This window comes from Glycomyces sp. NPDC048151 (assembly GCF_043202775.1).
GTDB lineage: Bacteria > Actinomycetota > Actinomycetes > Mycobacteriales > Micromonosporaceae > Glycomyces.
Genome location: NZ_JBIDBB010000007.1, coordinates 362848 through 386962 on the forward strand (window position 1 = coordinate 362848; position 24115 = coordinate 386962).

At 71.9% G+C, this 24115-nt stretch carries 19 protein-coding genes and 1 tRNA gene; 9 read left to right on the plus strand and 11 right to left on the minus strand.

Annotated features, from left to right (window positions below):
* The first annotated feature begins 12 nt into the window (after positions 1–12).
* Complete coding sequence (locus ACGGCP_RS19170; protein ID WP_392967896.1) at positions 13–1674, plus strand: copper resistance CopC/CopD family protein; 1662 nt, start codon at positions 13–15, stop codon at positions 1672–1674.
* Here ACGGCP_RS19170 and ACGGCP_RS19175 read toward each other — a convergent pair whose 3' ends face one another.
* On the minus strand, positions 1675–2532 hold the full coding sequence (locus ACGGCP_RS19175) for a TatD family hydrolase (RefSeq protein ID WP_392967898.1): 858 nt from the start codon (positions 2530–2532) through the stop codon (positions 1675–1677).
* Positions 2533–2772: 240 nt separating this feature from the next.
* Between ACGGCP_RS19175 and ACGGCP_RS19180 the strand changes: the two genes are divergently transcribed.
* On the plus strand, positions 2773–3894 hold the full coding sequence (locus tag ACGGCP_RS19180; RefSeq protein WP_392967900.1) for a hypothetical protein: 1122 nt from the start codon (positions 2773–2775) through the stop codon (positions 3892–3894).
* 46 nt (positions 3895–3940) lie between these two features.
* Here ACGGCP_RS19180 and metG read toward each other — a convergent pair whose 3' ends face one another.
* Positions 3941–5731, minus strand: a complete 1791-nt coding sequence (gene metG / locus ACGGCP_RS19185) for a methionine--tRNA ligase (protein ID WP_392967901.1) — start codon at positions 5729–5731, stop codon at positions 3941–3943.
* A gap of 116 nt (positions 5732–5847) precedes the next feature.
* Here metG and ACGGCP_RS19190 point away from each other — a divergent pair, with 116 nt between their 5' ends.
* The 4 genes from ACGGCP_RS19190 (at position 5848) to ACGGCP_RS19205 (ending at position 10881) form a co-directional block, all read left to right on the plus strand.
* Positions 5848–6567 carry a hypothetical protein gene (locus tag ACGGCP_RS19190; RefSeq protein WP_392967903.1) on the plus strand — a complete coding sequence of 240 codons (720 nt, stop codon included), beginning with the start codon at positions 5848–5850 and terminating at the stop codon, positions 6565–6567.
* Positions 6568–6803: 236 nt separating this feature from the next.
* Positions 6804–8945: a transglycosylase domain-containing protein gene (locus tag ACGGCP_RS19195; RefSeq protein ID WP_392967905.1), complete on the plus strand. Its 2142-nt coding sequence runs from the start codon at positions 6804–6806 to the stop codon at positions 8943–8945.
* A gap of 221 nt (positions 8946–9166) precedes the next feature.
* On the plus strand, positions 9167–10732 hold the full coding sequence (locus ACGGCP_RS19200) for a dolichyl-phosphate-mannose--protein mannosyltransferase (RefSeq protein WP_392967906.1): 1566 nt from the start codon (positions 9167–9169) through the stop codon (positions 10730–10732).
* A gap of 76 nt (positions 10733–10808) precedes the next feature.
* A tRNA-Ala gene (locus ACGGCP_RS19205) sits at positions 10809–10881 on the plus strand.
* Positions 10882–10928: 47 nt separating this feature from the next.
* Here the strand turns inward: ACGGCP_RS19205 and ACGGCP_RS19210 are convergent.
* Together ACGGCP_RS19210 and ACGGCP_RS19215 are read right to left on the minus strand one after the other, a co-directional pair.
* Positions 10929–11582 carry a response regulator gene (locus ACGGCP_RS19210; protein ID WP_392967908.1) on the minus strand — a complete coding sequence of 218 codons (654 nt, stop codon included), beginning with the start codon at positions 11580–11582 and terminating at the stop codon, positions 10929–10931.
* Positions 11570–12685 carry a sensor histidine kinase gene (locus ACGGCP_RS19215; protein ID WP_392967910.1) on the minus strand — a complete coding sequence of 372 codons (1116 nt, stop codon included), beginning with the start codon at positions 12683–12685 and terminating at the stop codon, positions 11570–11572. The genes ACGGCP_RS19210 and ACGGCP_RS19215 overlap by 13 nt, the downstream gene beginning before the upstream one ends.
* 131 nt (positions 12686–12816) lie before the next feature.
* On the opposite strand from ACGGCP_RS19215, the gene ACGGCP_RS19220 reads away from it, so the two are divergent.
* Both ACGGCP_RS19220 and ACGGCP_RS19225 read left to right on the plus strand, forming a co-directional pair.
* Positions 12817–13188: a DUF6069 family protein gene (locus ACGGCP_RS19220; protein ID WP_392967912.1), complete on the plus strand. Its 372-nt coding sequence runs from the start codon at positions 12817–12819 to the stop codon at positions 13186–13188.
* Complete coding sequence (locus ACGGCP_RS19225; RefSeq protein WP_392967914.1) at positions 13185–14288, plus strand: alpha/beta hydrolase; 1104 nt, start codon at positions 13185–13187, stop codon at positions 14286–14288. Before ACGGCP_RS19220 ends, ACGGCP_RS19225 begins: the two co-directional genes overlap by 4 nt.
* 47 nt (positions 14289–14335) lie before the next feature.
* Here the strand turns inward: ACGGCP_RS19225 and ACGGCP_RS19230 are convergent, their stop codons facing one another.
* Positions 14336–15283, minus strand: a complete 948-nt coding sequence (locus ACGGCP_RS19230; protein WP_392967916.1) for an NmrA/HSCARG family protein — start codon at positions 15281–15283, stop codon at positions 14336–14338.
* Between the two features lie 71 nt (positions 15284–15354).
* Positions 15355–15732 carry a DoxX family protein gene (locus ACGGCP_RS19235; protein WP_392967918.1) on the minus strand — a complete coding sequence of 126 codons (378 nt, stop codon included), beginning with the start codon at positions 15730–15732 and terminating at the stop codon, positions 15355–15357.
* 169 nt (positions 15733–15901) lie between these two features.
* Between ACGGCP_RS19235 and ACGGCP_RS19240 the strand changes: the two genes are divergently transcribed.
* On the plus strand, positions 15902–16813 hold the full coding sequence (locus ACGGCP_RS19240) for a hypothetical protein (protein WP_392967920.1): 912 nt from the start codon (positions 15902–15904) through the stop codon (positions 16811–16813).
* A gap of 59 nt (positions 16814–16872) precedes the next feature.
* Here the strand turns inward: ACGGCP_RS19240 and ACGGCP_RS19245 are convergent, their stop codons facing one another.
* From ACGGCP_RS19245 to ACGGCP_RS19265, 5 genes are all read right to left on the minus strand, one after another.
* A complete protein-coding gene (locus ACGGCP_RS19245; protein WP_392967922.1) occupies positions 16873–17619 on the minus strand; it encodes a helix-turn-helix domain-containing protein in 747 nt (248 codons plus the stop codon).
* A gap of 75 nt (positions 17620–17694) precedes the next feature.
* Positions 17695–18594, minus strand: a complete 900-nt coding sequence (locus tag ACGGCP_RS19250; protein ID WP_392967924.1) for an alpha/beta fold hydrolase — start codon at positions 18592–18594, stop codon at positions 17695–17697.
* A gap of 148 nt (positions 18595–18742) precedes the next feature.
* Positions 18743–20494 (minus strand): ABC transporter ATP-binding protein, encoded by a 1752-nt coding sequence (locus ACGGCP_RS19255; protein WP_392967926.1) that lies wholly within the window; start codon positions 20492–20494, stop codon positions 18743–18745.
* Positions 20494–22179, minus strand: coding sequence for an ABC transporter transmembrane domain-containing protein (locus tag ACGGCP_RS19260; RefSeq protein WP_392967928.1), 1686 nt, complete (start codon positions 22177–22179; stop codon positions 20494–20496). Before ACGGCP_RS19260 ends, ACGGCP_RS19255 begins: the two co-directional genes overlap by 1 nt.
* 111 nt (positions 22180–22290) lie before the next feature.
* On the minus strand, positions 22291–24057 hold the full coding sequence (locus ACGGCP_RS19265) for a thioredoxin domain-containing protein (protein WP_392967930.1): 1767 nt from the start codon (positions 24055–24057) through the stop codon (positions 22291–22293).
* Positions 24058–24115: the final 58 nt, after the last annotated feature.

The window sequence follows — 24115 nt, forward strand, 5'->3', positions numbered from 1 at the left end:
CGCTCAGCGGCGATGCGATCCCGATCGAACGACTATCGCCCCGCCGCAACAGCGACCCGCTTCGCCTGGTCGTCGCTCGCAGCGGCCTTCGCCGGGGTGCTCTTCGGCGCCCTCTGGGCCTCGGGGGCCTGGGCGCACGCCACGGCCACCAAGACCGAACCCGCCTCAGGGGCGCTCCTGGACGCGCCTCCGAGCGAAGTCGTCGTCGAGTTCAACGAACCAGTCACCCCCGTAGACGCGGCCACCGGCGTGGTGGCTCCCGATGGTGACCGAGCCGACACCGGCGTGACGCAGAACGACGACGAGACCGTCCTCTACATCGCGGTGGACGCCGACCAGGAGGGCACCTACCTCGTCGGCTACCGGGTCGTCTCCCACGACGGCCACCCCGTCTCCGGCACCTTCACCTACTCCGTCGGCGCCGAGACCGAAGCGCCCAGCGCCGAGGCGCTCACCGCCGGGACCGACCCGTTCGTGCAGGCGCTCCTGTACGGCAACCGCTGGTTCGGGTACGCCGGACTCGCGCTGGCACTCGGCGCCGGGACACTGCTCGCGCTCGGGGCGCGCCCGCGCGAGGTCACCGCGAAGATGACCGCCACCGGGCTCGCGGTCGTCGCCATGACCGCCGTGCTCGGGCTGCCGCTCCAGGCCGCCTACGAGACCGGCACGAACGTCACCAGCCTCGACGCGGCCGGGCTCCAGTCGGTCATGGAGTCGAACATCGGCCTCGCCGGGCTCCTGCGGCTCCTGCTCGTGCTGCTCGCGCTGCCGCTCATGCGCACCGTGGTGACGAGCCCGGAGGAACCGAAGCCGCTGCTGATCACCGGCCTCGCCGGGGTCGGGCTCGCGCTCGCCGCGACGTGGCCGCTCGCGGGCCACCCGATGGCGACCGAGCCCGTGGTCGTCGCGTTCGTCGCCGACATGGTGCACCTGGCCGCCTCGATGGCGTGGGCGGGCGGCGTGATCGCGCTCCTCATCCTCGCGTTCCGCAAGGACACCGAGCTGCCTGAGAAGACCGCCGAGACCTGGATCGCCCTGGTGCCGTGGCTGGTCGCGAACGTGCTCGTCGCCGGGCTCGCCTCGTCCCTGCTCCACATCGACTCGGTCGAGGCGCTCACCGACACGAAGTACGGCCGCCTCGTGATGCTCAAGGCCGGGCTGTTCGTGGTCATCGTCCTCGCCGGACTGTTCACGCGTCGCGCGCTGCTGCGCGGCGCCGAAGGCAGACGGCGGCTGCGGGTCGCCGCCGGGGTCGAGACGCTGTTCCTCGCCGTCGTCATGGCGGCCGTGGCGGTGCTCGTGCAGGCCGTGCCCGCCAAGACCGCGCTGCTGGAGACCGACACCGCCGAGTCCCAGTCGACCGAGACGGCCACGCTCGTCACCACCGACGTGTACTCCGCGCAGCTCGTCCTGGAGCCGGGCCGCCCCGGCCCCAACAGCGTGCGCATCCTCGCCGACGACCTCGAGGGCGCGCCGTTCCCCGTCACCGAGTGGACCGCGACATACGGGCTCGAAGGCGAAGCGGCAGAGGAGATGCGCCTCATCGAGCTGCGCACCGGCATCCTCGCGGGCGAGGTGAGCCTGCCCGACGAGGGCCGCTACGTCTTCACCTTCACTTTGACCGACGCCGAAGGGAACTCGGCGACCGCCGAAGCGGCCGTCGACGTCTCGTAGCTACCAGGAGCCGAACGCGGCCTCGGTGTTCGCCCACAGGCGCTCGCACCACGCCTCGAGGTCGCGGCCGAGGTACTCGGCGAGGAAGCGGACCGTGTAGTTCGTCAGCGCCGGGTGGTTCCGGTGCCCGCGCACGGGGATCGGGGCCATGAACGGCGCGTCGGTCTCCACGAGCACCAGCTCCGGCGGGGCCACGGTGACGGCGTCGCGCAGGTTCTGCGCGTTCTTGAACGTCGTGTTCCCCGCGAAGCTCATGAAGAACCCGCGTCGCGCGCACTCCTTCGCGAACGCGAAGTCGCCCGAGAAGCAGTGCAGGACAACACGATCAGGCGCGCCGTCGGCGTCGAGGATCGACAGGACGTCCTCGTGGGCGTCCCGGTCGTGGATCACGAGCGTCTTGTCCCGCTGCTTCGCGATCTCGATGTGCGCGCGGAACGAGCGCTGCTGCGCGGCCCGCCCGGTCTCGTCGGTGCGGAAGTAGTCCAGGCCCGTCTCGCCAAGGGCCGCAACACGGGGCATCGCGGCGACCGCGTCGATCTCGGCCAGCGCGGCGTCGAGGTCGCTCTGTCGCGGCGCGTCGTTCGGGTGCAGCGCGGCGGCGGCGAGCACGCGCGCGTCCGCGGCGGCGAGTGCCGCGGCCCAGCGGGACGACGCGACGTCGGTGCCGACCTGCACGACCCGCGCGACCCCGGCGGCCTCGGCCTCGTCGAGGCGGGCCCGCACGGCCGGGTCGCCCGGCTCGGGCGTCGGCGGCTCGACCTCATGGCCGAAGACGTCGACGAGGTCGAGGTGGGTGTGGCTGTCGGCGACGGGATGCGGGAGCGGCTCGGGCAGCGGCGCGGGTTCGGATCGGTACACGCTACTACGATGCCACGACTCCCCGGCAAACCTTGTTACCGGAAACGTCCCGTACGAAATGCCGTCGCCGTAACATCTTCTTCATTTTCCGGACATCCGCGTCTGACACGGCGCGCTTACGTTGGCGTGCAGTCGAACAACCGGCTGTGGACAACCCACTACCGTCCGGCGACAGCACTTCCCAACGACACTGTTGTCGCACCACGCCGTCGCATCCGCGCAAGACGAATCGAGACGCACATGACCCGCGACCTCGCGTCCCGCCGCAACCGCGCCGCAGCGCTCCAGCAACGCCGCCCCGCCGTCCCGGCCGAACCGACGCAACCCGAAACGCTCGTCACCGTCGAATGGCGCGGCGAGAAGTACCCGGGCCTCCCCTACGCCGACGGCGCCGCCTGGGAGCTCTTCTCCGCCCTCCCGCGCCCGGACTTCCTCCCCAACCCCCGCCCCGGCAGCGACTACCCCTACCGCCACTACGCCCACGCCGGCGAGGTCCTGCGCGACGGCGTCCCCGTCGCCGTCGCCGACGACCGGTCCCTCACCGTGCCGCTCGCGCCCGGCCTCGACCTGGAGTACGTGCGCCGCCTGACCCAGACCCCGCACCTCGACCCGGCCGCGCGCGTCCTCCTCGACCGCGTCCGCCGCTCCGCCGCCGTCGCCCCCGGCGAGATCATGGAGCGGCCCGTGACCGCCGCGCAGATCGCGCGCCTCATGGAGACCGCCGCTGTCCCCGGCGGGTTCTGCTACCGCCGCTGGGACATCGCGCACCTGCGCACCCCCTCCGCCCGCTCCGTCCTCGGCGGCGAGACCGAGCCGAGCGAGCCGTGGGTGTTCGCGCTGCGCTGGCCCGCCGCGGACCAGTGGGACTACCAGGCGCCCGTCGCGCCCGAGTACGAAGGCCTGACGGCGATGCCGTCGTCCGACCGGCGCGGCATGCCGGTGCTCGGCACCGGGTTCGCGATCTCGACCGCGCACCTCCTGCCCGAGCACGTCACCGCCGACCTCACCGACCTGCCGCTGCCGGAGGGCTCGCGGATCCTCGCCTACACCGAGCAGGGCGCCGAGCTCGACCTGTTCGTGTACTCGGGCCAGCAGTGGTCCCCGCTGACCCTCGAACGGCGCGTGGACATCCCGGGCGTCGAGCAGGGCCGTGTCCACCAGGTGCGCCGCGTCCTGCGCGAGGCGAACCACGTGGTGTGGAAGGGCGTCCCCGGCTCCCTCGTGGACGCCGACGACGACTGGGCGCGCTTCCGCCTCTCCCGGCCGAGCCCGGACGTGCTGTCGCGCACCGGGGCCGAGGCCGTGCGCCGCGGCGTCTACGAGAAGTGGGTCGAGCGCGGCGACGTCGCCCCCGCGATCTGACGCACGGAAAAGGGCCCGGCAGCCGCCGGGCCCTTCCGTTCGTCTCCTAAGCGTTCAGGCGCTCGATCTCTTCGTCCACGATGGACGGTTCGAGCTTCGTGAACACCGGCACCGGCTTCTCCAGCGCCGTGCCCGGCACCAGCGGCACCGACTCCCACTTCGGGACGTTCGAGTAGTCGCCGGTGAGGATCGGGTACGGCCCGTCGGTCGCGCCGCCCTCGTCGAGGTCGGCGACCTCCTCGATGTACGGCATCGGCGAGAACACGCCCTCGCCGCCGAGCAGCTCGTGCACCTTCTGCGACGAGTGCGGCAGGAACGGGCTCATCACCGTCTTCAGGTCCGAGACCGCCTGCAGCACCGTGTAGAGGACTGTGCCCTGGCGCTTCGGGTCCTCCTTCATCTTCCACGGCGCAGTGTCCGCGAGGTACTTGTTCGCCGCCGCGACGGCCTTCATGGCCTCGCCGATCCCGGCCCGGACCTTGTTCTGCCCGATCAGGTCCCCGACGGTGTCGAACGCCGCCTTCGTCGCCGCCAGCAGCTCCCGGTCGACCTCCTCGAGCTCGCCCGGCTCCGGCACGGCCCCGAAGTTCTTCGCGGCCATCGCGATCGAGCGGTTCACCAGGTTGCCCCAGCCCGCCACCAGCTCGTCGTTGTTGCGGCGCAGGAACTCCGCCCATGTGAAGTCCGAGTCCTGGTTCTCCGGGCCCGCCGCGCAGATGTAGTACCGCAGCGCGTCGGGGGAGTACCGCTCCAGGAAGTCCCGCACGTAGATCACCACGCGACGCGACGACGAGAACTGCTTGCCCTCCATCGTCAGGAACTCCGAGGAGACGACCTCGGTCGGCAGGTTCAGCTTCCCGAGCGCGCCCGGCTCGCCGCCCTTCGACCCCTCGCCGTTGGCGCCCAGCAGCATCGCGGGCCAGATCTCGGAGTGGAAGACGATGTTGTCCTTGCCCATGAAGTAGTAGGACACCGCCTCCGGGTCCTGCCACCACTGCTTCCACGCGTCCGGGTCGCCCGAGCGGCGCGCCCACTCGATCGTGGCGCTCAGGTAGCCGATCACCGCGTCGAACCACACGTACAGGCGCTTGTCCGGCCGCTCGATCCAGCCCTCGAGCGGGATCGGCACGCCCCAGTCGAGGTCGCGCGAGATCGGGCGCGGGTGCATCTCGTCGAGCAGGTTCTTCGTGAACCGCAGGACGTTCGTGCGCCAGCCCGTGCGCGTGTCCAGCCACGCGTGCAGCGCGTCGGCGAACGCGGGCAGGTCGAGGAAGAAGTGGTCCTCCTCCACGAACTTCGGCGTCTCGCCGTTGATCCGCGACTTCGGGTCGATCAGGTCGGTCGGGTCGAGCTGTCGGCCGCAGTTGTCGCACTGGTCGCCGCGCGCCGAGTCGAACCCGCAGTGCGGGCACGTGCCCTCGATGTACCGGTCCGGCAGCGTCCGGCCCGTCGACGGGCTGATCGCCCCGAGCGTCTTCTGCTGCAGGATGTACCCGTTGCGGTGGAGCGTGGTGAACAGCTCCTGCACGGTCTTGTAGTGGTTCCCGGTCGTCGTGCGCGTGAACAGGTCGTACGAGAGGCCCAGCGCGTCCAGGTCCTCCACGATGATCCGGTTGTACTTCGCGGCGGCCTCGGCGGCCTTCAGCCCCTCCGAGTCGGCCTGCACCAGGATCGGCGTGCCGTGCTCGTCGGTCCCCGAGACCATGAGCACGTCGTGACCGCGCATGCGCATGTAGCGGGCGAAGACGTCGGCGGGGACCCCGAATCCTGCTACATGGCCGATGTGGCGAGGGCCGTTGGCGTAAGGCCAGGCCAGCGCGGTCAATACATGAGTCATGGGCCCCATGTTATCGGTCCGGATATCAGGACCGGCTTCCGTCCGCTCCTTGCTCGACACGGCGATCCCTGCCCGATTGCGCCCCCGTTCGCGGATTCGGTGATGCAATAGCCTTTATGTCTGGAACTCCCGCGTCCCCCGAGACCCCGGAAGCGAACCCGCCCGTTCCCGAGCTGCCCGCCGCCTACGGCACCGTCGAACACGCATGGGACCCGTCCGCCGAACCCGCCCCGCGGCCGGTCTCCCAGCGCGGCCCCCTCGGCTCCCAGGCCGACGGCATGGCCGCCATCCGGGCCGTCTGGGAACGCGCCGGGGAGTCCGAGAAGAAGTACGCCAGACCCGGCCGCCCCCAGCGCCGCCGCGAACCCAAGGCCTTCGCGCCCGCCCTCCTGGGCATCCTCGTCTGCGCGTGCCTGCTCATGTTCTTCGCCTGGACCGCCGCCCCCGCCCTCTGGATCTCCGTGGGCCACTACGAGTACGGCACCGTCCAGGTCACCTCCTGCCAGGACGGCTTCGCGCCCTCCTGCACCGGCCGCTTCCACGGCGACGACTGGGCCAAGGACCTCCACCTCACCGGCGAGGTCGCCGTCGCCGACGTCGGCGCCGAGCTCCCCGCCCGCACCACCGGGCCCGACGCCCACAGCGCCTACGTCGGCGGCAACGCCGGACTCCTGCTCCGCTGGGCCCCCTCGCTCGTCCTGTTCATGGCCGCCGTGTTCGCGCTCGTCGCCGTCTCCGGCGCCACGAGGCTCTACGAAGGACGCTCCGGCGCGATCGGCCTCTGCTGGGCCTTCGCCGGGGCCGTCCTCGCCGCCGCCCTCGCCTTCGCCTGGTGAGACGCACCCCGCGTCCGTCGCCCCCGATACCAGCCCGGGCACCCTGTGGGCGGGCGGCGCGCGAACCCCGGGAGGCGCTGTAATGACGCCCACCCGGGCCGGAAGGCCCCTCAACGCGATCGGCGCGGCGTCGTAGAGTGAAGCAGCCCCCGGAACTCCGCCTGACTCGGCGCTACGCCGCGCCCAATTGAACTGACCGTGACCTACCCCGGCTTCGGGGCTCTTCGGGAGACAGCGTGAGTGCATCTTCGAAACCGGTGGCGCAGACCTGGTTCGGACCCATCACCGCCGTGCAGCGACGCGCCATGTTCGCGCTCGTGCCGGTGGCGATCGCCTTCGGTCTCGTCGTCGGCCTGGCCTTCCTGCCCCTGACGAGCGCCTTCGGCGGACTCGCCAAGGTCGGCTCGGAGACCGTCCTCGAACTCCCCGACGAGCTCGTCCTCCCGCCCGCGCCCGAGTCCTCGACCCTGTACGCCTCCGACGGCAAGACCGTCATCGCCACCTTCGGCGACCAGTACCGCGTCCAGCTCGAGTACGACCAGATCCCCGAATCGGTCATCAACGCGCTCGTCGCCACCGAGGACTCGAACTTCTTCGAGCACAACGGCGTCGACCCCGAAGGCGTCATGCGCGCGCTCGTCACCAACATCGCCGACGGCGGCACCTCCGAGGGCGCCTCGACGATCACCATGCAGTACGTGCGGCAGGTCCTCTCCTACACCGCGACCACGCCCGACGAGGTCGCCGCCGCCAGCGAGATCACCATCGACCGCAAGGTCCAGGAAATGGGGTACGCGCTGGCGCTCGAAGAGGAGATGACCAAGCAGGAGATCCTCACCAACTACCTGAACACCGTGTACTTCGGCAACGGCGCGTACGGGATCGGCGCGGCCGCGCAGGTCTACTACGGGAAGGTCCCCGCCGACCTCACCGTCGCCGAGTCGGCGATGCTCGTCGGGCTCATCCAGTCGCCGTCGAACTACGATCCGATCAACGGCTCGTCCGAGGCCGCGCAGGTCCGCCGCGACCACGTGATCAACCGGATGGTCGACGTCGGGTTCCTCGCGGCCGCCGACGGCGAGACCGCGCGCGCCGAGGGCCTGAACCTCAACCCGCAGGAGGCGAACAACACCTCCGGCGGCGCGATCGACTCCGACTACGGGTTCTTCGTCGACTACTTCGAGCAGTGGTGGAACCAGCAGGAGGACTTCGGCGACTCCGAGGAGGTCCGCAAGGCCCGCCTCTACCGGGGCGGCTACGAGATCGTCTCGACCCTCGACGTGGAGCTGCAGGACGCGGCGCAGGAGGCGGTCGAGAAGCAGAAGGAGACCGGCTCGGAGTACGCGCTCGGCTCGGTCGTGGTCGAGCCGGGGACCGGCGGCATCCAGGTGATGGCCGTGAACCGCAACTACTCCAACGACACCTCCGACAACGGCCCGAACACCTCCAACTCCGAGTACAAGGGCTCGTACCCGAACACCACGAACCCGCTGCTGAGCGGCAACTCGGCGGTCGCCGGGTACCAGGCGGGCTCGTCGTTCAAGATGTTCACGATGCTCGCGGCGCTCGAAGAGGGCCTGCCGCTGGACACCACGATCTACTCGCCGTACCAGTACACGTCGAAGTACGTCGTCGGCGACGGCGCGGCCTCGTGCGGGAACTACTGGTGCCCGAAGAACGCCTCCGCCTCCGAGGTCGGCAACTACAACATGTGGACCGGGTTCGGCGAGTCGGTGAACACGTACTTCGTGCAGCTGGCCGAGCGGATCGGCGTCGAGAAGGCCATCGCGATGGCCGAGCGGCTCGGCATCAAGTTCCGCGCCCAGGAGGACCTGAACTTCGTGCAGAACAGCCCGGAGACGTTCGGGCCGTTCGTCCTCGGCGTCACGCAGTCCACCCCGCTCGACATGGCCGCCGCGTACGCGACGCTCCCGGCGGACGGCGTGTACTGCCCGCCGATCCCGGCCGCGAGCGCGACCACGCTGACCGGCGAGACGATCCCGTTCACGTCCGCGTGCGACCAGGCCATCAGCGTCGAGGTCGCCCGAGCCGCCGTGGACGCGGCGCGCTGCCCGACCGAATACGGCGCTGCCGCGGGGCAGTGCACGTGGGGCACGGCCCCGCAGGTCGGCAACGCGGTGGACGGCCCGGTCGCGGGCAAGACCGGCACCACCGACTCCAACTCCACCAACTGGTTCGTGGGCTTCACCCCGAACGCGGCCGCGGCGGCGTTCATCGCCGACCCCGACAGCCCGCAGAACGTCGTCGGCAAGGGCAACCTCGGCAAGCCCGCGAACGCGGTCGCCGAGATCCTCGCCGCCCAGTGGGACATGAACGGCGAAGGCGACTTCACCCCGCCCACCGAACTCGTGCACTGAGCACTAGGGGGTGTTCGGGAGCTCCCGACGGCCGCTATCCGGCCCGTTTGCCCGCTCGCTGCGTTGTCGGCCCTCCGAATACAACACCGGTATTCGGAGGGCCTTCCGCCTTGCGAGCGAACAAACGGACTCGGATACCGACTCGCCGGGAACTCCCGAACACCCCCTAGGGCCTGACCGCGGCTTCCCTGAAGCGGCGCTCAGGCCCTAGACTCACCCCGGTGAGCGCCACCGCAGTCCGGCCCGAGCAGCCGCCCGCCGATTGGCGGCCGACCCCGCTCCCCGGCCCCCTCCCCGCCGTCCGGGCCCGCCTCGCGAGCACCCTCCCGGACGACCGCAGCCGCGCCCTCCTGGTCACCCTCGTGGTCACCGGGATCGCCGCCGCGCTGCGCCTGATCGGCCTGAACCACCCGAAGGGCCTCATCTTCGACGAGGTCTACTACGCGCAGGACGCGCACTCGATGCTCACGTACGGCGTCGAGTGGGACCCGGGCTCGAACGGGTCCGCGTACGTCGCGCACCCGCCGTTCGGCAAGTGGCTCATCGGCGCAGGCGAATGGGCGTTCGGCTACGACGAGGTCGGCTGGCGCATCGCCGCCGCGTTCGCCGGGATCATCGGCGTCGCGATCCTCGTCCGGCTCATGCGCCGCCTCACCGGCTCGACCCTCCTCGGCGGCACCGCGGGCCTCCTGCTCGCCGTCGAAGGCAGCCACCTCGTGCTCTCCCGCACGTCCCTGCTCGACATCTTCATCGCGACGCTCCTGCTCGGCGCGATGTACTGCCTCGTGCGCGACCGCGACTGGCGCCGCACCCGCTGGCTCGCCGCCATCGAAGACGGCCTCGACGCGCGCCGCCACCGCCCGCGACTGGGCGTGCCGTGGTGGCGGATCGCGTGCGCGGTGCTCCTCGGGTTGGCGATGGCCACCAAGTGGAGCGCCCTGTGGTACATCGTCGTCGTCATCCTCCTGTACATCGTGTGGGACTGGCGGCTGCGCGTCGACGTGGGCGCCCGCAAGCCCTTCCGCGACACCCTCATCTACGAGTTCGGGCAGAACCTGTGGTTCGGGCTCCTCGCGATCGGCGTGTACACCCTCTCGTGGACCGGCTGGTTCCTCAACGACACCGGCTCGTACCGCCACTGGCTCGCCGACCAGGGCCAGTCCGAACCGCCCGTCCTCGGCGCGCTCCGGAACTGGATGGAGTACCACTTCAGCGTCCTGGAGTTCCACGAAGGCCTGTCCTCCGAGCACGCCTACCAGTCGTGGCCGTGGCAGTGGCTGTTCGACCTGCGGCCCGTCGTCTTCTACTGGAGCTCCGACGTCGACTGCGGCACCAACGACTGCGCGGGCGAGATCCTCCTGCTCGGCACGCCGCTGCTGTGGTGGACCTTCGTGCCTGCCACCCTGGCGCTCCTGGTGTGGGCCCTGCACAAGCGCGACTGGCGCGCCTGGTTCCTCCTCGCCGGGCTTGGCACCGGCATCGTCCCGTGGTTCTTCTACCCCGAACGGACGATGTTCTTCTTCTACGCCGCCCCGGCCGTCCCGTTCTTCATCGGCGCGGTCACGTGGTGCCTCGGCCTCATCATCGGCCGCACCGAGCAGCGGCGCCGCGAACTGCGGCTGCCGTCCCTCGGCTCGCCGGAGCGGCGCCTAACCGGCGCGCTCATCGCCGGGGCGTTCGTGGCCGTCGTCGTCCTGTGCTTCGCCTACTTCTGGCCGATCTACACCGGCGAGGCCATCCCGCGCGACGAATGGCATGCCCGCATGTGGCTCGACTCCTGGATCTGATCACCGCCAACGAGACCGGGCCCACACGGCACCCTCGCGGCGCCCGCTCGGCGCTGTGCTAATCTTGTCGCCGCAAGGGGCTTTGGCGCAGTTGGTAGCGCGTTTCGTTCGCAATGAAAAGGTCAGGGGTTCGAATCCCCTAAGCTCCACAGCTCGAAAGGCCGCAGGTTTCGAACCTGCGGCTTTTTTCGTGTCCTCAGACGAGGTCGGCGTCGTGGGCGAGGAGCGCTATCTGGGTGCGGTTGTCGAGGCCGAGCTTGGTGAGGATGCTCGAGACGTGCGACTTGACCGTGGTGACGCTCATGAGGAGCGCCGTGGCGATCTCGGCGTTGGAGCGGCCTTCGGCGACGGCGAGCGCCACGTCGTGCTCGCGCGGGGTGAGGGCGGCGAGGGCCGTGCGGGCGCGGTCGTAGGCGCCGGTCTGGGTGACGGTGCGGTCCATGAGACGGCGCATGACCCCGGGGGAGAGCACGGGGTCGCCCGTGGCGACGCGCGTGACGGCGTCGGCGATCAGGGCGGGCGGGGTGTCCTTGAGGAGGAAGCCCGCGGCGCCCGCGCGGAGGGCGTGGACGATGTTCTCGTCCGTGTCGAAGGTCGTGAGGACGATGACGGCGGGCGCGCCGGGGCGGGCGCGGAGCCGCCGGGTCGCGGTGATGCCGTCCACGTGCGGCATCTGGAGGTCCATGAGGACGACGTCGGGCGAGTGGGCGTCGACGGCGGTGACCGCCTCGCGGCCGTCGCCCGCTTCGCCGACGACGGCGATGCCCCCGGTCCCGTCGAGCATCATCGACAGCCCGGCCCGCACCAGCGCGTCGTCGTCGACCAGGAGCAATCGGATCACGTCGGCCATGGTAGCCGGGCCCGCAACTCGAAGCGTCCGTCGCGGCTCCCGTGGTCGAGCACCCCGCCCGCGAGGCGGACCCTCTCGGTGAGTCCGACCAGGCCCAGGCCGCTGCCCGGAACGGTAGGGGTGTTCGCCTGGGCCGCAGCGGGGTTCGACGTCTCGATGACCAGGTCGGTGCCGGGACCGCCGCTCATGCCCACCGCGACGGCTTCGCCCGCCGCGTGCTTCCTGGCGTTCGTCAGACCTTCTTGGAGGACCCGGAACGCGGTGCGGCCGATCGTCGGAGGGAGGAGTTCGAGTTCGAAAGCGCCGTGGACCTCGACGGTCTGGCCTGCCGCCCTCGACTCCTCGATCAGCTTCGCGAAGTCGGCGGCGGTCACGGGCCCGCCCGCGGCGGCCTCGTCGTCCAGGCGGAGGAGGCCGATCACCTGCCGCAGCTCCTCGAGGGCCTGGTGCACGCCCTCCCGGATCACCCCGGCGGCGGCAGCGGTCTTCTCCGGCGGCGCGTCGGGCCGGAACTCCAGCGCGCCAGCGTAAGTCGCGACCAGCGAGAGCCGGTTCGCGAGCACGTCGTGCATGTCCCGGGCCAGCGCGCGGCGCTCGGCCGCGCGGGCCTCGGCCACCCGGCGGCCCTGCTCGGCCTCGGCCCGGTCGGCGCGTTCGCGCAGGGACCAGACGAGTTCGCGGTGGCTGCGGGCGAGCGCGCCCCAGCCGAGCAGCGCGCCGTACGCGACGGTGACCAGCAGCGCCCACCAGCCGAAACCGAGCGCCGGGTTCGGGTGCCGCACCCACTGAAGGAGGTGCGCCGCGATCCCCGCGACCGCGACGGCGACCGCGGTGTGGAAGCGTCCGCGCCAGGCGGACTGGAGCGCGCCGACCGTTGCCGCCGGCGTCGCGACCGGCGAGAGGACGGCCAGCACCGTGGCGGCGAGGGCGCCGGACACGGGCCGCCACACCTGCACGAACGCCGCCGCCACACAGAGCGCGGCGACCGCGAAGTCCAAGGGCCCCAGGTCGGTCCGCGACCACATCGACAGCGCCGTCAGCACGGCGACGCCGCCGACGAGCGAGGCCACTTCGACGGGACGGGGTTTTCGGCGCACGGTCACGGGCACATGCTAGCCGCGAGCGGGCCGGGGCCGTCACCTCCGAAAGTAGGAGGCGCCCCCTGCGGCGGCAGGGGAGCGAAGGGCTTCCGGACCGATGCGGGAGCCCCTCGCCGCCAACGAGACTGGGCCGCATGAACAAGCGAACCCGGCGCCTGGCCGCCGTCCTCACCGCCGCCGCCGCCGATCTCGTCCTCTGGGTCGCGGCCTCCCCGATCGGGAACGTCGACCTCGTCGTCGACCAGGGAGGCACGCCCCTCACCGTAGGACCGGTCCTCATCGCCTTCGCCAGTCTCGCCACGGGCTTCGCCGCCTGGGGGCTCCTGGCGCTCCTCGAGCGGTTCACCGCCCGATCCGGTCTTATTTGGACTGTCGTCGCGTCGGCGGTGCTCGCGCTCTCGCTCACCGGCCCGCTCGCCGCCGAGACCACCGCCGCGATGCTCGTCCTCATGGGCATGCACGTCGTCACCGGCGCCGTCCTCATCGCGGGGCTGGTGCGGCGATGAGCCTCCCCTGGGGCTACCTCGTCGGCGCGCTCGTCATCGCGATACCGGCGCTGCCCATGCCGCGCATGCCGTTCGCGCTCGGCAACGTCGTCTTCTTCGCCAGCATCACCGTCATCGAGCTGCCGTTCCTCGCCGCGGCCGGATTCGCCGCCAGCACCGCCCTCGCCGTCGCGGACGGCAGCCTCGCCTCGCCCGCCGCGGTCGTCGCGGCCGTGTTCGGCGCGTACTTCGTGTCGCTGACCCTGTGGCGCGGCCTGCGGACGCAGCAGGTCATGCAGGAGGCGATGGGCGAGGTCCGCATCGGCCCCCGCCCGCCGCTGTGGAGGCTCATGCTGCGCCCCTTCGCGTTCCGGCCGAGGTCGGTCGAGAAGACCGCGAACATCGCCTACGGCCCGGCCGGGAAGCGCCACCGCCTCGACCTCTACCGGCACCGCTCCGCCCCGGTGAACGCGCCCGTCCTCATCCACTTCCACGGCGGCTACTACACGACCGGGCACAAGAGCTCGCAGTCCCGCCCGCTCCTCCACCGCCTCGCCGAGCAGGGCTGGATCACCATCAGCGCCAACTACCGGCTGCGCCCCTCCGCCGGGTTCGAGGACCACGTCACCGACGCCAAGCGCGTCATCGCCTGGGTCCGCGAGCACGGCGCCGCGTTCGGGGCCGACCCCGACCGGATCATCCTCTCCGGCTCCTCGGCGGGCGCGAACATGTCGGCGCTGGCGGCGCTCATGCCAGGCAATCCGAGGTTCCAGCAGGGGTTCGAGGACGTCGACACGTCGGTGTCGGGCGTGGTCGGCCTGGGCGGCTACTGGGGCCCCTACTTCGACGGCGATCCCGACAGCGACCCGCTCGCCAAGGCCCACCCCGGAGCCCCGCCGTTCCTGATCGTCCACGGCGGCAACGACACCGTCGTCCGTCCCGAGGGCGCGCGCCGCTTCGCCGCAGGGCTGCGGGCGGTCTCGGACCAGCCCGTGGTCTACGCGGAGCTGCCGGGCGGCAACCACGGCTTCGACCTGTTCCACTCGCCCCGCTTCGAAGCCGTCGTGAACGCGGTCGAGGCGTTCGCGACCAGGGCCGTCGCCACAGCGGTCGAGCGCTGAACGAGCAGAGGGACCGTCCCCGCGGGGCGGTCCCTCTCGCGCTCGGGTCAGATCCCGGCGAAGGCGTCCTTGTGCTCGGCCAGCCAGGCCTTGAAGGTCTTCAGGTCCGGGTTGAGCTCGCGGACGGCGGCGAGGTCGCGGCGGCCGGTGAACTCGTCGTCGAACTCGGCGTAGTACTGGAACATGTTGCCGACCTCCTCGGCGGCAGGGAAGCCCGCCGCGCGGAGGCCGTCGAACGGGACCGGGTAGTAGTGCACGGTCTCGCCGAGGACCTCGGTGAACGCGGCGGCGTACTCGGCCCCGGTGAGGTGTTCGCCCGCGATGCTCACGGTCTGCCCTGCGAGTTCCTTGCCGCGCTTGAAGATCCCGAAGGCGGTGCGGCCGATGTCCTCGGCGGCGATCCCGGCGAGCTTCGCGTCGGCCATGGCGAGGGCGAGGACGACGCTGCCGTCCTCCTGCCGCTTGGGGCCGAAGCCCTGGGCGAGGCCGTCCCAGTAGAACGTCGTCTGCAGGAACGTGGTCGGCACCCCGGCCTCGGTGAACAGCGCGTTCGCCTCGGCCTTGACGTCGAAGTGCGGGACCTTGAAGCGGCCCATGAGGGTCGGCATGCGGTCGTCCTCGAGCGGGACGGCGTCGCGCGTGTCCTCCAGCGTGGACCAGATGGCGTGCTCGACGCCCGCCGAGGCGGCGGCCCGGGCGAGGTTGCCCGCCTGGGCGTACTCGCGGTCGGGGGAGAGGTGCTCCCAGAAGTTGGTGACGAGGAACGCGCCGTACGCGCCCTCGAAGGCCTTGGCGAGGCTCGCTTCGTCGTCGAGGTCGGCCTCCACGACTTCGGCGCCGAGGGCCGCGAGTTCGCGGGCCTTCTCGGAGTCGGCGTTGCGGGTGACGGCGCGCACGGTGAACCCGGACTCCGGCTCGGCGAGGATCGCGCGGGCGAGCCCGCCGCCCTGCTGCCCGGTCGCGCCGACGACTGCGATGGTCTGCTGCTCGGTCATGATGGTGCCTTTCTGCGATGCCGCGGGCTCTCGCCCGGCGGGTCTTGGGCTGGTCTCGTCCTCGGTCGCGGCTAGAAGGCGTGCGGGCCGAAGCGGCCCCAGGCGACGACGGCGGCGAACGCGAGCAGCACGATGTTGGTGAGGACCGCCTGGCCCTCCTTGCGGCGGCCGTGCACGACGGCGGCGCCGATCATGAGCAGGGCGAGCCCGGTCGCGGCGAGCGGCACGAGGACCACTGCCGTGCCGAGGACCGCGGGCAGGACGAGGCCGACCGCGGCGAGCACTTCGAGGGCGCCGATGAGCTTGATGAGGCCGGGCGGGAAGTCGGCGGCCCAGGCCATGTTCGGCGATCCGAGGAGCTTCTCCTTGGACTGGGCGAGCTTCGTGAAGCCTGCGAACAGGAAGAACGCGGCGAGCAGGCCTGCCAGGACCCAGAGGACGAGGTTCATGGTCTTTCACTTTCGAGAGCGACTAGTTGATCCGTCATCTATCTCGACGCGGAGATTCATGACGCATCATCTACACTAGCGCTAGATAAATGATGTGTCAAGTATTTGGGCGCGGCGCGCGTCCGTTCTGTTCAAGACCCCGAGGCCCCGCCGGGCCTAGCGTGGAGGCATGAGACGCATCACCGAGACCATGACCGACCGGGCGGCCGAGTTCATCTGGCTGACCGGGACCGCACTCGACCAGCGCCGAATGGAGCACCTCCTCGGCGCCGGCGACCGCGTCGCGATCCTCACCGCGCTCGCCGCGCACCGCACGGCCGACGGCGGGTACGGGTACGCGCTCGAACCCGACGTGAAGGGACCGATGCCGCAGCCGCTCGCCGCGATGGCGGCCCTCGAAGTGCTCGACGAGACCGACACGCTCGCCCAGGACACCGCCGGGCCGGTCTGCGACTGGCTGCTCCGGCACACCGCGCCCGACGGCGGCGTGCCCGACCTGCTGCCGAGCATCAGCGACTACCCGCGCCCGCCGTGGGTCGAAGCGCCTCCGCAGGACCGGGGCGGGCTGCTCACGACCGCGCGCAGTGCCGGTCTGCTGCTCAAGCACGGCATCGAGCATCCGTGGGTGACCGGCGCGACCGCGTTCTGCCGCGACCGGATCGGCGAACTGGAGGCCACGCACCCGTACGAGGTCTTCAGCGTCGTCCGCTTCCTCAACCACGCGCCCGACCGGGCCTGGGCCGAGGCCGAGGCGAAGCGGATCGGCGCGCTCGTGCGCGACGGCGGCCTCGTCCTGCTCGACCCGGCCAACCCCGAGGGCATCCCGACGCCGCCCGGCTACGCCGAGGAGGAGTACACGCACCCGTGCGAGTTCGCGTCCTCGCCCGAGAGCCTTGCGGCCCAGTGGTTCTCGGAGGAGGAGCTGGCCGTCTCCCTCGATCGCCTCGCGGGCGAGCAGCGCGAGGACGGCGGCTGGCCGATCTACTACCGTCGCTGGAACCCGGCGATCGAGCAGCAGGCCCGGCCCGGATTCACGCTCTCGGCGCTGCGGACCCTCCGGGCCTGGGACCAGGCCGCCTGAGCGAGCGTGCCCGGTCGGCGTCGCACGCCTGGGCTGGCTTCCGTGCCGGTGCCCTGGGCTCAGGCCGCCTGAACGAGCGTGCTCGGGGCCCTGCCCGACCAGCGCCGCACCTGGCGGCTCAGGTGCGCCTGGTCGGCGTAGCCCTGCTCGGCCGCGATCCGGCTCCAGTCCGGCAGCGGCCGGAATCCAGGCGGGTTCGCGACGGGTGCAGCGGCTTCGAGCGTCCTGCGGAAGCGCAGGATCTGCTCCAGGGTCTTCGGGCCGTACCCGGTCGCGGCCTGGACGCGGCGGCGCAGGTGCCGTTCGGAGTAGCCGAGTTCCCAAGCGAGCCTGCTGATCGCCGGAGGCCTTGGACGGTCCAGCGCGTCCGCGACCCTGATCGCGACCCGGTCGGGTCCGAAGGCGCCCAACCGCTTGCCGAGCGCGTCGGCGAGCGTCCCGGCGACCTGCCACGGCTCACGTCCAAGGAGGGAGTCCGAGAGACGAAGGGCCGCTTCGCCCCACAGTTCGCGCAGGTCCGGCTGCGCGTCGGCCACATCGGTCGCCGGGGTCTCGCCGAGCAGCGGGCGGGCCGCGCCGGGCCGCAGACGGACGCCGACGATCACTTCGCCGGGTGCGACCGGCACGTCGCGGTGCGCGGTGTCCGGCCCGGCGACTTCGAGCGCGCCGCGCCTCCAGAGGAGATCGGTGCATGCGTCCGGGACGATCCGCGCGACGCCCGCGCCGGATACGCGGCGCACCCACACGCAAGGCGACCACGGCCCCAGCGGCCCCTGCGCTGCGCGCTCCTCGTACTGCGCTGCCACCGTTCCACGGTAGCGCCGGGGTCCGACACCCGGCAGCGCGCGGCGTGGCCAGGCGAGAGCCCGAGCCGCGGCCGATCAGACGGCGGCGGGCACCCGGCGCAGGTCCTCCACGCAGGTCGCGTAAGCCAGGTCTTCCAAAGGCTCGCAGGCGAAGAAGCGCGTCATCAGGTCCACCAGCTGCGCCGGGCGCTCGAGGTGGATGAGGTGGTCGGCGCGGGCGAGCTCGACGTACCAGCTCTCCGGGCACGTGAACGCGAGCTCGCGGCACAGCTCCGGCGGCGTGAGCGTGTCGTGCTCGCCGGTCGTGAACAGGGTCGGCACGGCGGGCGGGACCGACGTGTCCATCAGGTCGCGCGAGAGCAGCCGGTTCGTGTTGGCGATGAACTTCGCCAGGTCGGCGTCGTCGGCCGCGCCGAAACGCATCGCGAGGATGCGGCGCACCACCGCTTTCGACGCGATGTCCGGGTGCGGGCTCATGAGCGCGTCCACCGCGGCCGGGCCGAACCGCTCGCGCGGGCCCCGTTCCGCGAGGGCCACGGCGGCGCGCATCATCGGCCGCGACGCGAACGGGATGCCGCCCATCGTCCCGGCCAGGACCATGCGGCCGATCCGCTCGGGGTGGGTCTGCGCGAGCCGGTAGCCCACCGAGGAGCCGTACGAGCCCGCGAACAGGTTCACCCGTTCGATGCGCAGATCGTCGAGAAGCCGCACCAGCGCCTCGGCGGGGATGTCCGGCCCGAGGTAAGGCGGGAGCAGGTCGGCGCGGCCCCAGCCGGGCAGGTCCGGGCAGATGACGTCGGCGTGGTCGAGCAGGCCCTGCTCGACGCGGCCCCAGTCCTCTTTCCGGTGCAGCGCACCGCCGACGAGCACGACCGGCGCCATCCGCGGCGAGTCCGAGTACGTGCGCCGCGACCAGTACGTGTAGCCCGCGAGGCGGTGCTTGTATTCCTGGGGGGTGGCGGCGTTGCGCGGCATGGAGGCTCCCGTCCGAGATGCGCGGCGGCTCGGAGGCCGCCGCAGGTACGGGAGATCACCCTAGTATCCGAAATGCGAATTTCTGGTATTTTGCGTGTCGCTTCCACGCATGTCCGCCATACGTGGAAGCGACCCGGTCAGCGCGGTCTCAGACCGCCACGCCCTTCCACGCCCACCACAGGCTCGCGTACGCGCCGCCCGCCTCGAGCAGCTCGGCGTGGCTGCCCTCCTCGGCGATGCGGCCCTCCTGCACCACGGCGATCCGGTCCGCAGATTCGGCCGCCTGCAGCTGGTGCGCGATCGCGATCACCGTGCGGCCGTCCAGGGCCGCCGCGAGCGACGCCTCCACGTTCCCGGCGCTGCCCGGGTCGATCCCGGCGGTCGCCTCGTCGAGGATCACCACGTCGGGGTCGGCCAGGATCACGCGCGCGAGCGCGAGCTGCTGCGCCTCGGCGAGGTTCAGCTGGTGGTGCTCGTCCCCGAGCATCGTGTCCAGGCCCTCCGGGAGGTCCGCGACCCAGCGGGCGTCGACCGTGGCCAGCGAGGACAGCAGCGCCTCGTCGTCGGCTTCGGGCGCGGCCAGGTTCAGGTTCTCACGCAAGGTCGCCGTGAAGATGTAGTGCTCCTGGGTCACCAGGATCACCTTGCGGCGCAGCACTTCCAGCGGGACGTCGGCCACGCGCGCGCCGCCGAGCGTCACCGCACCCGAACGCGGCCGGTCGATCCCGGCCACGAGCCGCGCGATCGTCGACTTCCCGGCGCCGGAAGGCCCGACCACGACGAGGCGCTCGCCCCGCTTGGGGTGCAGGCTCAACCCGTGCAGCACGTCGGGGCCGTCGCCGTACCCGAACGTCACGTCGTCCAGGCGCACCTCCGCGCCGTCGGGCTCGGCCTCGCGGACCTCGTCGGGCATGAGGTGCACGCCCTCGACGCGGGCCATCGCGGCCCCGCCCATCTGGAACTCGCTGAGCGACATCATCGACCGGAACACCGGCCCGTCGAGGCGCAGCGTCAGCATCGCCACCGCCACCACCTCGCCCACCGTCACCCAGTCGTTGAGGTACCAGAACGCGCCCACGATCGTCACCACGATCGCCGGGGTCAGGAACGTCAGGTCCGTCGCCGGGAAGAACCAGGTCTGCAGCCGCACGATCCCCTTGAGCCGCTCCATGTGCGTGCCTGCCCGCGCGTACCCGGCCGCGCCGCGCTCCTCCTGCATCCGGTACGCCGCAACGGTCTGCGACCCCGCGGCGGAGGCCGTCGCGGTCTCGGCGATCTCGCTCATCGCCGCGCGCTCGGAGAGGAACACCGGGCTCGCCTTGCGCAGGTACCGCCGCCCGGCGAAGAACAGCATCGGCATGCCCACCACGAACAAGAGGCCCAGCAGCGGGTTCACGACGAACGCCGCCACGATGATCACCGTGCCCTCGATCATCGCGACCGCCACCTCCGGCGCGGTCTTGCGCAGCAGCTCCGCCACCGCGCCCACGTCGCCCGAAGTGCGGGTCGCGAGGTCGCCCGTCCCGGCGCGCTCCACCGTCCCCAGCGGCAGCCGCAGCACCCGGTCGATGAACGACTCGCGCAGGCGCGCGGCCGCGCGCTCGCCGAGCCGGTAGCCGAGGCGGCGGCCGGTGCGCATGAGCACCAGCTGCAGGAGCACGCACGCGACGATCACGCCGCACACCAAGTCCACCCGGGACGCGGTCCAGCCCGTCCCGATCCCGTCGATGACCGCGCCGAGCATCACCGGCAGGGCCGCGCTCGCACCCGCGGCGAGCACGTACAGCGCGACGACACCCGCGAACGCGCGCTTGTCCTCGAGGATCAGCCGCTTGATCGCCTCGATCATCTCGGCCCGGCCCGCGATCGGCAGGCGGCCGCTGGTTTCCTTGGCGCTCATCAAGACTCCTGCCTAGAGGTGAGGGACCGGTACTCGTCTTGCAGCGACAGCTCGGCGTGGCTGCCGGTGGCGCGGACCTTGCCGTCCACGAGCCACGCGACCTGGTCGGCGCGGGCGAGCCACAGCGGCGACGCCGTCACGACCGCCGTCGTCCGCCCCGCGCGGGCCGCGGCGACGCGCTCGGCGATGAGCGACTCGGTGTGCGCGTCCACCGCCGAGGTCGGCTCGACCGCGAGCAGGACCTCCGCGTCGGCCGCGAGGGCCCGCGCGAGGCGCAGCCGCTGGCGCTGGCCGCCCGAGAGGTTCCGGCCGCCGTTCGTGACCTCGCCGTCCATGGTGGATCCGAGGCTGGAGAACACGTCGCCCGCGCCCGCCGCGCCGATCGCGGCCAGCGCGCGTTCCTCGGGGACCCGGAGGGTCTCGCCGAGGGTCTGGGCGAACAGGTAGTCGTCGCGCAGGAGCAGCACGCGCTCGCGGACTTCGTCCAGCGCGAGGTCGGCCAGACGCGCCGCGCCCCATTCGGCGCCGGACTCGCGGTAGCGGGCCAGGCGCTCCATCGCGGCCTCGGCGGGCTTCGCCTCGGCGCTGACGACGACGGTGAGGCGGCCCGGCTCGATCGCGAGGCCCGATTCGGGGTCGCGCAGCGGGCCCGCGGCACCGGCGGCGGTGCCGTCGTCGGCGATGTCGCTCCGCGTGTTGAAGAACGCGGTGAGCCTGCGGGAGGCGACCTGCGCGGCGATCACGGCCTGCGCCATGCCGATCATCGCGCCCGAGTGCTGGGCGACGAGCGCGGTCATGCCGAACGCGGCGGAGAGCTCGCCGATGCTGATCGTCCCGTTCAGCGCCAGGCGCGCGCCCACCCACGTGACGGCCGCGATGAGCGCCAGCGGCAGGCTCGCCTTGAGGCCCTGCACCCACGAGTCGGCGGTCGCTACGCCGTACCCGGCCTCGCGCAGCTCGGCCGAGGCCGCCCGGTACCGCTGCGAGAACTGGGCCTCGCCGCCGACGCCGCGCAGCACGCGCAGGCCGCCGACGACGTCGCTGGCCTGGCCCGTCAAGGTGGCGACCGAGGACCGGTACGCGATCTGGTGGTGCTGGAGGCGGCCGAGGACCGGCCCGACGACGAACCCGATGAGCAGCACGCCGACGAGCGTCGTCAGCCCCAACAGCGGGCTGGCCCGCCACAGCAGGACCGCGCCCACCGCGGTCATGACCAGGCCCATCCAGCCGAAGCCGAGCTGGAAGATGAACGAACCGGTCTTGTGGGCGTCCTCAGTGGAGAGGTTCACCATCTCGCCGGGGGAGATCGCGCCGCGCACGCCCGTCCCGGCCCGGTTCAGGTGGTCGGTGAGGTTGCGGACGGTGCGCACGCGCGCGTGCGACTCGGCCATGAACAGCGACCGGTACCCGGCCACGAACACCCACGACGACGCGATCGCGACGACCACGAGCACGGCCGACCACTTCGCGAGCGGCTCGGCCGAGCCCGCGAGCAGCACTTCGTCGATGATCCGCGAGATCGTCCACGGCAGCAGGATCCAGGCCGCGCCGGAGACGCTGAGGAGCACGAACCCGAGCGCGACCAGGCCGGTCTGCGCGCGGGCGACGTACCAGAGGTACTTCCACGGGTCGGCTGGGATGTCACCGGGGGACAGGGCAGGGGGGCGCAGCGGGTTGGGCTTCACAACTCACAAACGTAGGCACGGCCCTTGCCGGGCGGCAAGCAGATATACGACGAAGCGCGGTGTGATTCACAACCCGCTTGGCCTGCAATTTCTTGCACCCGGCCCAGCCGTTCAGCGCTGCGCCCGGACCAGCGCCTCCGCCGCCGCGTGCAGGCCCGCCGTGAACCGCGGGTTCGCGGCCATCACCGGCTCGGCGCGGGCCACCGCCCGCCACGCGTCGTCCTTGTACGTCTCGTCGCCGGTGGCCTGGTACGCCTCCAGCATCGCGGCCGCCGCCAGCGCCCAGCCCGACGCCGTCGGGCCGTCGTGCACGTCGGCCGGGCGCGTCACCAGGGCCTCAGCGTCGGCGGCCGTGTCGTAGAACCCGCCCTCGAAATCGGTGAAGTGCTCGCGGACCTGCTCGATGAGCCCCTGCGCGCGGGCCGTCCACGCCCCGCCGAGCCGCAGGAACCCGAGCGCGACCGCCGCGTAGTCCTCCAGGATCCCCGGCGCCTCCGACGCCGTCCCGTCGAGGGAGACCCGCGCCAGGCGGCCGTCGTCGCCGATGTGCACGCGCAGCAGCAGCTCGGCGGCGCGCTCGGCCGCCAGGAGTGAGTCGCGGTGCCCGGTGCGCGAGGCGTACTCGGCGAGCGCCGCGATCGCCAGGCCGTTCCAGGCCGCCACGACCTTGTCGTCCCGGCCCGGCTGCGGACGCAGCCGCCGGGCCGCGAGCAGCCGGTGCCGCACCGCCTCGAAACGGGCGCTGTCGCGCGGATCGTGAGGAAGTTCCAGGACGTTCGCACCGTGCTCGAAGTTCGGGTTCGCCGGATCGATCCCGAACACCTCAGCGGCCCACGCCGCATCCCCGCCGAGCACCGACTCCAGCTCCGCCATGGTCCACACGTACGTCAGGCCCTCGACGCCGTCGGTGTCCGCGTCGAACGCCGCCGCGAAGGCGCCCTCGGCAGTCGAGAACCGCTCCAGCAGGAACGCCGCCGTCTCGTCCGCGACCCGCGCGAACAGCTCGCCCTCGCCGGAGAGCCGCGCGTACAGCCACAGGAGCTCGGCGTTGTCGTACAGCATCTTCTCGAAGTGCGGCACCGTCCACGCCGCGTCGACGCTGTAGCGCGCGAACCCGCCCTCGAGCTGGTCGTAGATCCCGCCGCGCGCCATCCGCTCGGCAGTGCGCTTCACGTGGTCCAGCAGGCTTTCGTCCCCGGTGCGAACATAAGCGTCGCACAGGAACCGCAGCGCCGGGACGCTCGGGAACTTCGGCGCGGCCCCGAACCCGCCGTTCACGGTGTCGGCCGACGCCAGCGTCGTCGCCGCCGCACGGTCCAGCAGGTCAGTGCGGATCGGCGGCGCGGGCGGGCACGGCCCGTCCAGCGGGCACGCGACCGTCACGTCCGCGAATGCTGGGCCGCTCTGCGCGCTCGCCTCGACGATCGCCGCGCCCTGGTGCGTCAGCTCCTCCCGCTGCGTCGTCCACGCCGTGTGCACCGCGTCGAGCAGCCGCAGGAAGTGCGACTTCGGGAAGTACGTGCCTGCGAAGAACGGCGTCCCGTCCGGGAACGCGAACACCGTCATCGGCCACCCGCCCTGGCCCGTGATCGCCATCGTGGCCTGCATGTACACCGCGTCGAGGTCCGGGCGCTCCTCCCGGTCGACCTTCACGGCCACGAACCGCGAGTTGACCGAGTCGGCCACCGTCTTGTCCTCGAACGACTCGTGCGCCATCACATGGCACCAGTGGCACGTCGAGTACCCGATCGAGATCAGGACCGGGACGTCGCGCTCGGCGGCCTCCGCGAGCGCCTCCGCGCTCCACTGGCGCCACGCCACCGGGTTCGCGGCGTGCTGACGCAGATACGGGGACAGGGCTCCCGCCAACTCGTTCACCCCTCAAGCCTCGCACACCCGGCGGTGCGGCGAGCGGGAGCGACCGAGCCGGCCGCCG